This is a genomic window from Nocardioides sp. (genome assembly GCF_035576065.1).
Classification (GTDB): Bacteria; Actinomycetota; Actinomycetes; order Propionibacteriales; family Nocardioidaceae; genus Nocardioides.
On sequence record NZ_DATLWX010000006.1, the window covers coordinates 1 to 13745 of the forward strand.

14 protein-coding genes are annotated in these 13745 nt (G+C 68.5%); 7 read left to right on the top strand and 7 right to left on the bottom strand.

The features are described 5' to 3' along the window. Positions 1-393: 393 nt before the first annotated feature. Positions 394-1050, bottom strand: coding sequence for a phosphate signaling complex protein PhoU (gene phoU / locus VNJ48_RS01655; protein ID WP_325598461.1), 657 nt, complete (start codon positions 1048-1050; stop codon positions 394-396). Between the two features lie 121 nt (positions 1051-1171). Here phoU and VNJ48_RS01660 point away from each other — a divergent pair, with 121 nt between their 5' ends. The 4 genes from VNJ48_RS01660 (at position 1172) to VNJ48_RS01675 (ending at position 4610) form a co-directional block, all read left to right on the top strand. Continuing rightward, positions 1172-2452, top strand: a complete 1281-nt coding sequence (locus VNJ48_RS01660) for a sensor histidine kinase (protein WP_325598463.1) — start codon at positions 1172-1174, stop codon at positions 2450-2452. After that, positions 2449-3126 (top strand): response regulator transcription factor, encoded by a 678-nt coding sequence (locus VNJ48_RS01665; RefSeq protein ID WP_325598465.1) that lies wholly within the window; start codon positions 2449-2451, stop codon positions 3124-3126. The genes VNJ48_RS01660 and VNJ48_RS01665 overlap by 4 nt, the downstream gene beginning before the upstream one ends. Then, a complete protein-coding gene (locus tag VNJ48_RS01670; RefSeq protein WP_325598467.1) occupies positions 3123-3557 on the top strand; it encodes a hypothetical protein in 435 nt (144 codons plus the stop codon). The genes VNJ48_RS01665 and VNJ48_RS01670 overlap by 4 nt, the downstream gene beginning before the upstream one ends. 87 nt (positions 3558-3644) lie before the next feature. Further along, a complete protein-coding gene (locus VNJ48_RS01675) occupies positions 3645-4610 on the top strand; it encodes a DMT family transporter (protein ID WP_325598469.1) in 966 nt (321 codons plus the stop codon). Between the two features lie 93 nt (positions 4611-4703). On the opposite strand, the gene VNJ48_RS01680 is transcribed toward VNJ48_RS01675, so the two are convergent. Continuing rightward, the gene (locus tag VNJ48_RS01680) at positions 4704-6758 is read right to left on the bottom strand and encodes a hypothetical protein (protein ID WP_325598471.1); all 2055 of its coding nucleotides are present in this window, start codon (positions 6756-6758) and stop codon (positions 4704-4706) included. Positions 6759-6968: 210 nt separating this feature from the next. Here VNJ48_RS01680 and VNJ48_RS01685 point away from each other — a divergent pair, with 210 nt between their 5' ends. Continuing rightward, entirely contained in the window at positions 6969-7322 is a 354-nt protein-coding gene (locus tag VNJ48_RS01685) for a DUF1304 domain-containing protein (protein WP_325598473.1), read from the top strand. On the opposite strand, the gene VNJ48_RS01690 is transcribed toward VNJ48_RS01685, so the two are convergent. The 3 genes from VNJ48_RS01690 to VNJ48_RS01700 all read right to left on the bottom strand — a co-directional run bounded on the left by VNJ48_RS01690 (position 7319) and on the right by VNJ48_RS01700 (position 10045). Then, complete coding sequence (locus VNJ48_RS01690; RefSeq protein WP_325598475.1) at positions 7319-7828, bottom strand: YbjN domain-containing protein; 510 nt, start codon at positions 7826-7828, stop codon at positions 7319-7321. The two genes, VNJ48_RS01685 and VNJ48_RS01690, sit on opposite strands and share 4 nt — an antisense overlap. After that, the gene (gene mshA, locus VNJ48_RS01695; protein WP_325598477.1) at positions 7825-9087 is read right to left on the bottom strand and encodes a D-inositol-3-phosphate glycosyltransferase; all 1263 of its coding nucleotides are present in this window, start codon (positions 9085-9087) and stop codon (positions 7825-7827) included. Before mshA ends, VNJ48_RS01690 begins: the two co-directional genes overlap by 4 nt. An 82-nt stretch (positions 9088-9169) precedes the next feature. Further along, positions 9170-10045 carry an RNase H family protein gene (locus tag VNJ48_RS01700; RefSeq protein ID WP_325598479.1) on the bottom strand — a complete coding sequence of 292 codons (876 nt, stop codon included), beginning with the start codon at positions 10043-10045 and terminating at the stop codon, positions 9170-9172. Between the two features lie 57 nt (positions 10046-10102). Here VNJ48_RS01700 and VNJ48_RS01705 point away from each other — a divergent pair, with 57 nt between their 5' ends. Then, positions 10103-10843 carry an SDR family NAD(P)-dependent oxidoreductase gene (locus tag VNJ48_RS01705; RefSeq protein ID WP_325598481.1) on the top strand — a complete coding sequence of 247 codons (741 nt, stop codon included), beginning with the start codon at positions 10103-10105 and terminating at the stop codon, positions 10841-10843. Positions 10844-10866: 23 nt separating this feature from the next. Beyond that, the gene (locus tag VNJ48_RS01710; RefSeq protein ID WP_325598483.1) at positions 10867-11556 is read left to right on the top strand and encodes an aspartate/glutamate racemase family protein; all 690 of its coding nucleotides are present in this window, start codon (positions 10867-10869) and stop codon (positions 11554-11556) included. 3 nt (positions 11557-11559) lie between these two features. Here VNJ48_RS01710 and VNJ48_RS01715 read toward each other — a convergent pair whose 3' ends face one another. After that, positions 11560-12894, bottom strand: coding sequence for a protealysin inhibitor emfourin (locus VNJ48_RS01715; RefSeq protein WP_325598485.1), 1335 nt, complete (start codon positions 12892-12894; stop codon positions 11560-11562). 85 nt (positions 12895-12979) lie between these two features. Continuing rightward, positions 12980-13681 carry a hypothetical protein gene (locus VNJ48_RS01720; protein ID WP_325598487.1) on the bottom strand — a complete coding sequence of 234 codons (702 nt, stop codon included), beginning with the start codon at positions 13679-13681 and terminating at the stop codon, positions 12980-12982. Positions 13682-13745 lie beyond the last annotated feature (64 nt).

The following is a 13745-nucleotide window of genomic DNA, read 5'->3' on the forward strand; positions in this document are numbered from 1 at the left end:
CACCCCCACACACCAGATCGAAGAACTCCTCCTGCATCTCGAACGAGATCCACTTCGGCATCACAACGCTCCTCAGTCAGCGTTGCTTAGACCGATGGACTCCGCCCCGTTGCAAAGGCCTGGAAGTGCAGGACTTCGTCAGGAAGTGGCTCACGTCGGGCTCTGACGCCAGCCAGGTGAGCACCGGCGCCGGATGCCCTCAAGTGGCGGCACCCGACACCCAGGACCCGGGATCCCACGTCGTACGCCGCCAGTTGTGAACCAACACCCGAGCGCACGGCGCCGTACGCCATCCTTGGCCCGACTTCATAGGCGTGTCGTCACCTTCCCCCGTGTTGCAGGCCGCGGGAAGGTTCGATTCCCCCGGGTAGCAGGGGGACCAGCGACGACCCCTCAGTTGTCGCGGCGCGAGACCTGCTCGCCGGTGACCACGAAGATGACCCGGTTGGCCACGGACACGGCGTGGTCCGCGATGCGCTCGTAGTAGCGGCCGAGCAGTGCGATGTCCACGGCAGCCTCGACCCCGTGGGCCCAGTCATCGCCGAGGAGCTCGGCGAAGCTGCGCCGGCGGAGCTGGTCCATGATCTCGTCGTCACGGCCGAGCTCGATGGCTGCCTCGACGTCGCGGTCGGAGATGATGGACTTCACCCGACGCACCATGTCCTCGGCGACCTCGGCCATCTTCTCGACGGTCTCCAGGATCGAGTCGGGTACGGCGATGTTGGGGACCCGCAGGCGAGCGATCTTGGCGACGTGGACCGACAGGTCGCCCATCCGCTCGAGCTCACTGACCATGCGCAGGGCAGAGACGACGACGCGCAGGTCGCCCGCCACGGGCTGCTGCAGCGAGAGCAGGGCGAAGGCGTTGTCCTCCACGCGTTCCCGGTTGGCGTCGATGGCCCGGTCGGCGCTGATGACCTCTTCGGCAATCGCGGCGTCGCCGGTCAGCAGTGCTGCCGTGGCACGGTTGACCGCGACCTCGACCTGCCCGCACATGGCGGCGAGGTCGATGAAGACGGAGTCGAGCTGGTCATGGAAGGCCTCACGCATGCCGCCCAGCCTATGTTCGGAGCGTCGGCGAGGCGCAGGGGGGCGATGAACGCCGCATGAACACTGGGTGCTCGGGGTCTCATCGGCAGGCGGGAGCGCGCACAATGCGTACGATCAGAGTGTGGATCCGACGCTTCTGGCAGCTGTTGCCGCCGCCATCGGGGCGATCGTCGCCGGCGGCGGGGTGCTTGCGTGGCACATCAGCGACCGCCAGCAGTCGCAACGCCCGCACGTCGACGAGCCACCCGTCCCTCTCGGCGTCGCCGCCGTCCTGGCCGTCCTGAGGTCGAGCGCCGTCGTGGTCGACCCTGAGGATCACGTGCTCAAGGCGTCCGCGCCGGCCTATGCCCTCGGACTCGTGCGCGGCAGCGAGGTGTTGGTCGACGACCTGTTGGACCTGATCCGCCTCGTCCGCCGCGACGGCCAGATCCGCGAGACCGAGATGCAGCTCGGCACGCAGACCTCCACTGCCCGTACGGTCGTGGCCCGAGTGGCCCCGCTGGGCTCCCGGCTCGTCCTCGCGCTGGTGGAGGACCGCACCCGCGAGCGCCGGGTGGAGTCCGTGCGCCGCGACTTCGTCGCCAACGTCAGCCACGAGCTCAAGACCCCGGTAGGTGCGATCCGACTGCTCGCCGAGGCCGTCACCGACGCCTCCGACGACCCCGAGGCGGTCCAGCGCTTCGCCGGGCGCATGCTCACCGAGAGCGACCGACTCTCCAAGCTCGTGCAGCAGATCATCGAGCTGTCCCGCCTCCAGGGCGACGACCCGCTCGAGACCCCGGCCCGGGTGTCCCTCGACAATGTGGTGGCGGCCGCCGTCGACACCAGCGTCATCGATGCAGGCGCCAAGGGCATCACCCTGGTCACGACCGGTGATCGCGGCCTCGAGGTGTTCGGCTCCCTCGACCAGATCAGCGCAGCGGTGACCAACCTCGTCTCCAACGCGGTCACCTACTCCGAGGCGGGTTCTCGGGTGCTGGTCAGCTCCAAGTCGGTCGACGACACCGCACAGATCTCGGTGGTCGACCAAGGGATCGGCATCCCCGCTCGCGAGATCGACCGCATCTTCGAGCGCTTCTACCGCGTCGACCCGGCGCGGCACCGCTCCACCGGAGGCACCGGTCTCGGCCTCTCGATCGTCAAGCACGTCGCCGCGACACATGGTGGCGACGTGAGCGTCTGGTCGGTCGAGGGCCAGGGATCGACGTTCACCCTCACCCTCCCGCTGAGCCCCGAGCCCAGCAGCACCGGGCCGATGGAGCCGGTCGCGATGGTGGTGCCTGTGCGGCGTACGCCGAAGGCCCCCCTCGCCCCCCACAAGCAGGTCCCACGACCCATTGAGTCAACAACCGACGCCGGAGACGGCGCGGACCACATCGAACCGCAGGAGGTACGCCGGTGACGCGGGTGCTTGTCGTCGAGGACGAAGAGAGCTACAGCGATCCGCTCGCCTACATGCTCCGCAAGGAAGGCTACGAGGTGGCGATCGCAGCCGACGGCAACGCCGCCCTTGCGGAGTTCGCGCGCAACGGCGCCGACATCGTGCTGCTGGACCTCATGCTGCCGGGCGTGCCCGGCACCGAGGTGTGTCGTCAGATCCGTCAGACGTCCAGCGTGCCCGTCATCATGGTCAGCGCCAAGGACGACGAGGTGGACAAGGTGGTCGGCCTCGAGCTCGGCGCCGACGACTACATCACCAAGCCCTACTCCCCCCGCGAGCTCGTCGCCCGCATCCGCGCCGTGCTGCGCCGAGGACAGGAGCCCGACCTCCTGCCCGACACGCTCGAGGCCGGACCCGTGCGCATGGATGTCGAGCGTCACGTCGTCACCGTCGACGGGACCGAGCAGCGGTTGCCGCTCAAGGAGTTCGAGCTGCTCGAGATGTTCCTGCGCAACCCGGGTCGCGTGCTCACCCGAGGGCAGCTCATCGACCGCGTGTGGGGTTCGGACTACGTAGGGGACACCAAGACTCTCGACGTCCACGTGAAGCGCCTCCGAGCCAAGCTCGAGCCCGACCCGAGCGAGCCGAAGTACCTCGTCACCGTGCGCGGACTGGGATACAAGCTCGACCTGTGACGCGTTCCCGACAGCGAACCTGGCTCGAGCGCTCGCTGGTGACGTTGGCGATCCTCGCGGCCTTCGGCGCGGCATACGCGTCCTTCGTCGCACTCGTCATCCGGGCCTTGGAGCAATGTGCCGGGTATGACGACGAAGGGATCATGCTGGCGCCCAAGTCACTGCGCGGCAGAGTGGTGTGCTCGGGGCCGGGATCGGAGACCGGCCTGCTGGTCTTCTACTGGTCGCCGCCGCTGCTGCTGCTCGCGCTCGCGTTGCTCGTCTGGTTGCGCAGTCGCCACGTCGTGGGGTTCCTCGCGACCCTCGTGCTGGCGGCGCTCTCCCCGCTGATTGCCGAGGCGATGGTTCGGGCCATGCCGGCTGACTGCAGTGCCGATCAGAGGCAGCAGTACGGCGAGGAGGGCTGCGATCGCGATCGCGAGCTGAGGTAGCCCGACCCCTCCATCGTCGGCGGGAAGTCGCGGTTCCTTGTCCGAAATCCGCTCGCGGCCGGTCATGGGCGTCCGTAGCCTTGACTTGTGACAACGACACCCGGCATGACCCCCGGCACCACACCCGGCAGGACGCCGACCCAGCCCGCTGACGTCCCGTCTCCCCCACCGACTGACGCCACACCGTCCTGGCTGCCACTCGCGGCGGTCGCGACCACGCTGGTCCTCTGGGCGAGCGCCTTCGTCGGGATCCGACACCTCGGGGAGTCGGTGCCGCCCGGCGCCCTGTCGCTGAGCCGGCTGCTCGTGATGATCCTCGCCCTGGTGGTCCTGATGAAGGGCCGGCTCCCCCGCTTGCCGACGAAGAGGGAGTGGCCGCTCGTGCTCGTCGGCGGGGCCAGCTGGTTCGGCGTCTACAACCTGACGCTCAACGAGTCGGAGCGCCGCATCGACGCCGGCACCGCGGCCCTCATCGTCCAGATCGGTCCCATCCTCGTCGGCCTCCTGGCGACCTTCTTCCTGGGCGAGCGGCTGACGAAGTGGCTGCTCATCGGGATGGGCGTCGGCTTCGCCGGCGTCGTGATCATCGGCCAGGCGTCCTCGCAGGGCGGCAACGGTGACCTGGTGGGCGTGCTCCTCGCCGTCGTCGCGGCGCTGACGTTTGCCATCGGCGTACTCACCCAGAAGCGGCTGCTGTCCGCGATGGGGGTCCTGGACATGACGTTCTGGTATGCCGTCGTCGGCGCGGTCGTCTGCCTGCCCTGGGCGGGCCAGACGGTGAGCGTGCTCACCGACGCGAGCGCCGACACCTGGTGGTGGATCCTCTACCTCGGCGTGTTCCCGAGCGCGATCGCCTTCAGCACCTGGACCTACGCCCTGAGCCACGCCGATGCGGGCAAGTTCGCCCAGTCGACGTTCCTCGTCCCCTTCATCACCACGCTGATGGCGTGGCTGCTCCTCGACGAGGTGCCGCCGGCGTTGGCGTTCGTCGGTGGCGCGCTGTGCATCGTGGGGGTCTTGCTGGCCCGCCGTACGCCGCGGGCACGGGCCTGACGTCAGCGGTGCCCGCCGGCCCGCGACGGAGACGTCGCGGGCCGAAGGGCATGTGTGGCTAATCAGCGAAGCAGCGATTGACCGCTCTCAGGATCAGCGAAGATCCTTGGCGACTCCACACTGCTCCGCAGTCCGGCCGAATTCGTTCTCCACATCGCCAGGGGCCCCACCAGGCTTCTGGTCGACGAAGAACCTTGTTCCCGTCGGGTAGAACTTGTCAGGGAGTTCGGCGTCGTCAGGGTTGTCGGGGGTTGCGTCCGGTTGGGCGATCGCCTGGGCGATGGTGTACGTCGTGAAATTGGCCTCTTCACCATCGGGGATGGGGATCTTCCTTTCACGCGCCATGCAGTTGCTCCAGGTCCACGAGCCAACCTCGGGGATCCCTCGAACCAGAACGCTGGCGAACCGGGTGTGAAGGATGTAGTTGTGGTGGATCCTGATGTCCGTTCCCGCGATCCGCTCCGGGTTGTTCTCCTCGGCGGGGTCGCCGTGCATGTCGAAGATGTGCCCCTCTGACTCAGAGAGAACGAGGTTGTAGCGCGCCTCGTAGGACTGCTTGGTCCCTCCATTGCCGGCGACGGCGTGGCGGTTGTAGTTGAACCGGTTCCACTCGACCAAGGCCTCCGACGTCCCGGTGTCCAACACGACTCCGTACCCGGCCTCCTGCTTCCGGTTGTGGTGGAAGTAGTTGTGGTGGATGTGCGTGTCGATCACGTCGACCTCACCCGGTGCGAGGGCGATCCCTGCGTACGTCCAGTCGAAGATCTCCACGTTGTCGACCTCGATCGATTCCCCGGTGGCGACAATTCCCCTGGAGTTGACGCAGGTCTCGCCGGGGTCTGCTGGGTAATTCTCCTGGATACAGTTCGTGTCGTTGTGTCCCTGGATCCGGAGACCAGTGATCCGGGCACCCGTCCCAACCGAGATCATTCCGCGGCCCTCCGTCGCCACGGTGGTTTTGAGGAGTGCTCCTCGAGATGTTCCGTCCTCGCGCTGGCGCCCGCGGCCGCTGGCCAGCGTAACTCCGTTGGGAACGTGAAGAACAATGTGGTCCTTGGTCAGGCTGGTGAAGTCAAACTTCGCGCTGTCTCGCACGTACACGACGTCGCCGGGATCGGCGTCGTCAAGCGTCTCCTTCAGCTTGCTCTTCTTGCGGACAACGGTGAACTCGCCAGGACATTTTTTGAATTTCACCTGAGTGACGATGTCCGGATAACCGGCGCCCCCTCCGAACTTGTACGAGGTTCCACTGGGCGGGTTGGCTGGGATCGGCGTTCGCCCACACTCAACCTTCGCAGCAGCGGCGCTCTCAGCAGTGAGCAGAGCCTCATCGGCTCCGTCCTGCGCGACTCCCGCGGTGACCGTTCCATCCCCGTCCCAGTCCCCCGGCACTGGCTGGTCGCCGGCGACCCCGTAGGAGAACTGGTGATCGCCCGTGCCGCCGAGGACGTCGGACAGGGACCACTCCGCTCCGCTGACGACACCAGGAGTGTCGCGCCCGTCGCCGTTCCAGTCGCCCACCACCGGCGCGTCACCGGTGGCGCCGTAGGTGAAGCCGTGGTCGACGCCACCCTCCAATGAGTCGGTCAGCTGCCACGTGCCGTCGCGCCAGACGCCCACGGTGGTCATGCCGTCACCGTTCCAGTCTCCGACGACCGGGGTGTCCGTCGAGAGGCCGAAGGCGAACTGGTGGTCAACCTCTCCCGAGCGGTCGTCCGAGAGGTACCAGACCCCCTCTCGGAAGAAACCCGGGGTGTCCGTCCCGTTCCCGTCCCAGTCCCCGACGACGGGCTTGTCGCCCACGTCGCCGAACGACGAGGTCAGCTCGCCGGTGCCGCCACACGAGTCGGCGAGGTGCCACGTGCCGTCGCGGAACACGCCCGGCGTGTCGGTCCCGTTGCCGTCCCAGTCCCCGGAGACGGCTCCATCGCCGGCGGCGCCGTAGGTGCACACGAGTTCGCCGTCACCGCCGAGCGAATTGCTGAGGTTCCAGTCCTTGTCTCCCGTTGCGGTCGTCGCAACCGCTGGCGGAACCGCCGCCAGTCCGAGGATCAGGGCGGAAATAGAGAGTAGAGCCATTCTCTTGGTGGACACATGCGGGCAGAACATAGTTGAATTCCCCGTTACTTTCGTCGGCCAGATGGCCATGGTGAGTGCCGACGGTCGGATTGACCGTGGCCCCGGAGGCGCCGCCGAACAATAGCGCAGCGAGGCAACATGGGGATTCCGGATGTCTATCCCTGGGAATTCGTCGTAACGTCGCCGACCGGGTATTGACACTGCCTGCATCCATTTGACGGAGCTCGACCCACGAAGCGGACCGAGGCGACGCGTCAGCCGGCATGCCATGCTGCGGGCATGAGCCTGGTCGCCAGCATCCTGATCGGCGTTGTCGCCGCCCTGCACGCCTACTTCCTGGTGCTCGAGATGTTCCTGTGGACGAAGCCGGCCGGCCGCGGCGCGTTCGGGCTGACGAGGGAGTTCGCCGAGGAGACGAAGTCGCTCGCGGCCAACCAGGGTCTCTACAACGGGTTCCTGGCCGCCGGTCTCGTCTGGGGCCTGGTCGACGACGACCTCGCCTTCAAGGTCTTCTTCCTCGGCTGCGTCATCGTCGCTGGCCTGTATGGCGCAGCGACCATCAGCCGGAAGATCCTCTTCATCCAGGCGGTGCCGGCCGCGCTCGCACTCGGCGCGGTGCTGGTCGCGAGCTAAGCCGGAGGCGGGGCGGGGTCGGTGCCCGCCTCGAGCCACCCGCGGAATGCGTCGAGGTTGCGCGTCGACTCCCCCCGCGAGATCCGCCACTCCCACTCCTTGCGGATCGAGGAGGCGAACCCGAGCTCGAGGATGGTGTTGAACGACGCGTCCGCGTGGGCCAGCACGGAGCCGAGCAGCCGGTCCAGCTCCTCGTGGCTGACCGACGACAGGGGAAGGCGAGCGTCCAGGTAGATGTCGCCGGTGTGGTCGACGGCGAACGCGACGGCGTACATGCGCAGGTTGCGCTCGAGCAGCCAGCGGTAGACGCGAGCGTGGTTCTCGTCGGGGTTGCGGCAGACGAAGGCGTGGACGCCGAGCGCGTGCTCGCCGACGTCGAGGCGCACCGGCGTCTGCAGCTTCTTCTCCCCCGGCAGGGTCAGCGAGAAGGTCCCCTCGCGCGGTGACTCGTAGTCGATCTCGTTGGCGTCGAGATAACCCCGGATGGTGTCGGCGACGGAGGTCACGCCGACATCTCATCACGCATCAGCGTGCGTGCGCCGCGGTAGGCCTCGAGCGTCCGATCGGCGGTGCGGTCCCAGGAGAAGTCGCCCGCGTGGGCCAGAGCGCCCTCGCCGAGGCGCTTGGTCAACGCCGGGTCGTCGATCAGCCGGCGAAGCGCTGCTGCCCAGTCACGCGCCTCGTGGCCCTCGACCAGCAGACCCGAGACCTCGTCGGCGACGACCGTCGTGAGGCCACCGACAGCCGCGGCCACGACCGGGGTCCCGGTGGCCTGCGCCTCGGCCGCCACCAGCCCGAAGGACTCGTTGTAGGAGGGTACGGCGACCGCTGTCGCGGCAGCGCACCAGCGAGCGAGCTCCGCCTGCGCCACCGGAGGCACGAAGCGGACCACGTCGTCGAGACCCAGCTCGGCGCTGAGCTTGGCGAGGGACTCGGGGTGCTCGAGGCCGCTGCCGGAGGGTCCACCGACGATCGGCACCACGAGCCGCGAGCGGAGCAAGGGGTCCTGCTGCAGGAGCTCGGCCACCGCGCGCAGCAGCACGTCCGGGGCCTTGAGCGGCTGGATGCGACCGGCGAACATCAGCACGGCCGCGTCCGCAGGCAGGCCGAGCTCGCGGCGGACGACGGCCTTGTCGAGCGGCTTGAAGACCGACAGGTCGACGCCGGGGTGCACCACCTCGACGCGGTCCGGCTCTGCGCCGTACAGCTCGATCAACTGTCTGGCCTCCAGGTCGGTGTTGGCGATCAGCAGGTCGGCGGCCTCGACGACCTGTTCCTCGCCGATCAGGCGGGCCAGCGGCTCGGGGGTGTCGCCCTCGGCGAGGGCCTCGTTCTTGACTTTCGCCATCGTGTGCATCGAGTGCACGAGCGGCACGCCCCAGCGGTCCCGGGCGAGGGCCCCGACCTGCCCGGACAGCCAGTAGTGGGAGTGCACGACGTCGTAGTGGCCCTGGGGCTGGATGGCCTCGGCACGCAGCACCTCGCGGGCGAACGCGCACAGCTGTCCCGGCAGCTCGCCCTTCGCCAGCCCCTCGAAGGGCCCGGCCGCGATGTGCCGCACGTGCACGCCGTCGAACGCCTCGACCACCGGCGGCAGCTCCGAAGAGGTGGCGCGGGTGAAGACGTCGACCGCGATCCCCTTCGCCGCGAGCCGGCGGGACAGCTCGACGACGTAGACGTTCATGCCGCCCGCGTCGCCCGTCCCCGGCTGGTCGAGCGGGGAGGTGTGCAGACTGATCATCGCGACCCGGTCCACGCGCGGCATCCTCTCGTCCACGGCACCGCCCAGCGGAGTGGGGCGCCTCCCGGGTGCAACAGCACGACCGGGCCGACCATTCCCCCGGCGGTCAGGCCTCGGCGGTGCCCTGGTGGAACCGCTGCTGCCAGTGCCCGCCGGTGCGCTGCCACAGCGAGCTGCGCAGACGGCTCCCGTCATCGGAGGAGGCGCGCCAGACCAGCAGGATCAGGTCGGGCGCGAGTCTGGAGACGTTCAGGACCTCCAGCGTGACCGATGCGTCGAGAGGGCCGATGTCGTCGAGGAGCACCTCGCGCTCCCACAGCACCCCGGACGTGCCGATCTCCTGCCATTCAGGATGCAGCAGAGCGGCGACCGCTGCTCGGTCGGAGCGCACCTCGTCGCTCAGCAACGACCGCTCCAGGGCGACCACCTGCTCCTCGTCGGAGACCTCGTCCACGAGGTCGCTGAAGAGGTCCGGCTCCTCCTCGACCTGACCGACCTTCGCCGCCGGGTGGTCGGTGCTGCTGCCGGCGAAGCCCGGGCCCGGGTCGGGCACCTCACCTCGCTGGTACGCCGCAGCAGCGGCGTTGGCCCGCACGTCGGCCGCTTCATTGAGCTCGTGCCCGGCGTGACCCTTGACCCATTCGAACCTCACCCGTCGGCCCTGCATGGCGGCGTCGAGCGCCTTCATCAGCTCCACGTTCTTCACCGGGGTGCCGCCACCGGTCTTCCAGCCCTTGCGCTTCCAGCCGGCCATCCACTTGGTGATGGCGTTGATGACATAGGTGCTGTCGCAGAAGACGTGGAGCTCGTCGTCGATGTGGGCCGACTGCTGGAGGAGGTCCAGGACGGCCATCAGCTCGCCCATGTTGTTGGTGCCGTGCGGCCAGCCGCCCGAGGCCCAGCACGTGTCGTCGACGTACCACGCCCATCCTGCTGGTCCGGGGTTGCCGAGGGCCGAGCCGTCTGCTGCCGCGATGATCACGGGAGCATCCAATCAGGGGCGTGGGTCGGGCGGGGTCGGCACGGCATGATGCACCGCATGAGCGAACAGAAGACAGCCGTCGTCACCGGTGCCTCCAGCGGCATCGGCGCCGCCACCGCACGGGCGCTGGCCGCTGAGGGCTTCCGGGTGGTGTGCGCTGCTCGCCGTACCGACCGGATCGAGACCCTCGCCGGTGAGATCGGTGGGGTCGCGGTCCCCCTCGATGTCACCGATCCCGGCTCGGTGGCCTCGCTGGCCGCGCAGGTCGAGGTTGCGCACGTCCTCGTCAACAACGCGGGTGGCGCCTTCGGCTCCGAACCCATCGAGTCGGCCGACGCCGACGACTGGGCCAGGATGTACGACGTCAACGTGCTCGGGATCCTGCGCGTGACGCAGGCCCTGCTGCCCGCGCTGCGGGCGAGCGGCGACGGGCTCGTCGTCAACATCGGCTCGACCGCTGGCCGGTGGGCCTACGAGAAGGGGGGCGGCTACACGGCGTCCAAGCATGCTGTCCGGGTGGTGACCCAGACGCTGCGGCTCGAGCTCAACGGCGAGCCGATCCGGATCTCCGAGGTGGCACCCGGGATGGTGCGCACCGAGGAGTTCTCCCTCGTGCGATCGAGAGGTGACCAGGCGGCAGCGGACGCCGTCTACGCCGGCGTGGCCGATCCGCTCGTGGCCGAGGACGTCGCCGAGGCGGTGCGCTGGATCGCGACCCTGCCCGCCCACGTCAACATCGACGAGGTCATCATCAAGCCCCTGGCGCAGGCCGCGGCCCACAAGGTGCACCGCGTCTGAGCGGAGTCTGGAAGACTGCGCGCGTGCAGACCATCGGACTCATCGGCGGGATGAGCTGGGAATCCAGCGCCGTCTACTACCGCGATCTCAACGTCGGGGTGCAGGAGCGGCTGGGCGGACTCTCCTCGCCCAAGATCGTGCTCAGCACCGTCGACTTCGCCGAACTCACCGACCTCGAGGACCACGAACGCTGGGACCAGGTGGGGGAGCTGCTCGCCGAAGCGGGTCGGGGGGTGGAGCGCGCGGGCGCCGACTTCCTGCTGCTGTGCACGACCACCTTCCACAAGGTCGCCGAGGCCGTGGCCGCGGCCGTCGACATCCCCCTGCTCCACCTGGGTGACGTGGTTGCCGAGGCGTGCCTGCAGGGTGGCCACTCGACGGTCGGCCTGATCGGCACCAAGGTCGCGATGGAGGACTCCTTCTTCGTCGAACGCCTCGCGTCTCACGGAGTGACGGTGCTCGTCCCCGACGCGAAGCACCACGACACCCTCAACGACGCGATCTACGACGAGCTCGTCCACGGCAACGTGGTCGATGCCACCCGACGCCGGGTGGTCGCCATCACCGAGGAGCTCTGGGACGCCGGTGCCGGCGCGATCCTGCTGGGCTGCACCGAGCTCGAGCTGCTGGTCCGCCAGGCCGACATCGAGCTCCCCGCGATCCCGTGCACGACGCTGCACGTCCAGGCGGCCCTGGATCGAGCCCTGGGCTGATCCTCAACGTTCCCGACCGTGCTGCAGCACCAGGCTGGCCAGCTCGTGCAGGTCGCCCGAGAGTGCTTGTTGGGGGAGGGTGATCGGGTCGCCGTCGGCGACCCGGAAGGTGTAGACGAACATGTCAGGCAGCTGCCTGTACGCCGCAGCGCTGGCCGCCGCCGCGTCGAAGTCGATGCGCTCGACCAGGGATCGCAGCTCGCTCTCGGCGTCGCTGAGCGACAGCTCGCCCTCCTCTGTGCGCCCGGCGAAGCCGCCGGACCGCTTGACCCGGACCGTGTCGGCTCCTCTGGGCGCCGGCACCCACACCGCAGGCGCCTCGGACGGCAGGCCCACCTGGCTGCCGGGCATCACGCCGACCGCGCGCCACGCCTCGGTGACCGCCTCCGCGTGCCCTCCGGCAACAGCGATGGTCGCAGCGGCGAAGTCGACGAAGTCGGCGTTCGGCTGCAGGCTGCCGGCTGTCAGTGCGGCGTACCAGATCTGACCGGCACCCTCGAGGCTGGTGCCGCCGATGGTGGTGGCTGCGAGCTGGAAGGCTCGGTTGGGGATGCCGGAGTTGAGGTGGACGCCGCCGTTGTCCTCGTCGGTGTCGATGAAGTCGGCCATGTGCCCGACCTGCGGGTCCTTGCCGAGGGTGAGGTCGTCGTAGGCGGTGCCCGGAGCCGCCATGTCGCGCAGGGCGCGGGCACGGATCGTCGGGACGAAGATCCCCTCGCCGATCAGCCAGTCGCCCTCGGCCGCGGACTGGCGGTGCGTGTGTTGCTTGAAGCAGGCGGCCATCACGTCGGAGACTGACTCGTTGAGGGCACCGGCCTGGTTGCGATAGACGAAGCCGGCGGTGTGTTCGGTCACGGCGTGGCCGAACTCGTGAGCCAGCACGTCACCCGGCTTGGTGAAGCGCTCGAAGACCTCGCCGTCCCCGTCACCGAAGACCAGGTGGGTGCCGTCCCAGAAGGCATTGTCGTAGGCGCGTCCGTAGTGGACCGAGATCGTGACAGGGCCCCCCTTGCCGTCGTAGGACGATCGACCGAAGCCATCGGCGAACATCTCCAGCGTCGCCTCGATGCTCGCTGCGGCCTCGTCGACCGCCACGTCCCCGGTCTCCGGCTGCCCCGCCGCGCGTGCCGGACGCCCGGGCAGGGTCGTCGCACTGCCGGCGTCGTGGACGGTCCATGCCGCCACGTCGACAGCCGCGGCCGCCTGGTTCCTCGGTTGGAGCGCGTGGGCCGCTCGTCGTGCACGGAGCTGTTCGTCCAGTGCCAGCGAGCCCATGGCGCCCACGCGTTCGAGCAACCACGGCGGAATGAAGTGACAGCGTCCCCGAGAGATGTCCATGGACTCAGGTCTACCCCCTCCCACCGACGTGCGGAAGATTCTCAGGGGTGAGGCCGCACCATCGTCGCGGTCAGCCCGGTTGAACTCAGGGGGCGAAGTCGAAGGTGAGGTCGGAGACGATGAGACGCTGGTCGGTGTCGACCGTGCCCGAGAACGAGCCGGCGCCGTTCCAGAGCATCAGGGACATGAAGGTGATCGGCTCCGCGTAGCTCAAGGTCAGATGGCCACCTGAGACCGTCTCGTCCGGCACCCCGTTGTCGCTCACGGTGCTGGAGAAGACGCACGCTCCGCCGAAGCTCGGGTCAGGCTGCTCGGCGATGTCGGGCGACTTGCTGACGATCGCGTATCCCGGACTCGGCATGACGGCGTCCCAGGAACCTCCGTAGCTGTCGATGTCAGCGATCGTGAAGCGCAGGTTGGTGACCGGCCTGCTGAAGGTGAACGTGTAGATGCCCCGATCCTGGCTCCCCGCGGCGTCCCACGAGGTTGTCGACTGCTCGAGGCACACCCCACCCATGTCGAGTCCACCTACGTGGGACTGAAGCGTGAAGTTGGAGTTCCCGTTGGCCACGAACTCCGCCCCCGGCTTCATGTTGCCGGTGTAGGCGCAACCCATCGTCACCGTCAGCGGCGCGGCGCCCACCTTGGAGTACGTCGCTGCGGCTCGGCCGCCATTCGGCCTGGAGTAGACGACATCAGCCCCGTCCCAGTCGAGCGTTCCCGTCGTCGGCGTTGAACCGTGCAACCGGGGCTTGGGGATCGAGACGACTTCGGTGGTGTTCGACATGGGTGTCCTTCGCTCGCTCACTCGTGCCCGCCTGAGGCACAAACACGAACCTACGTGGGGTCAG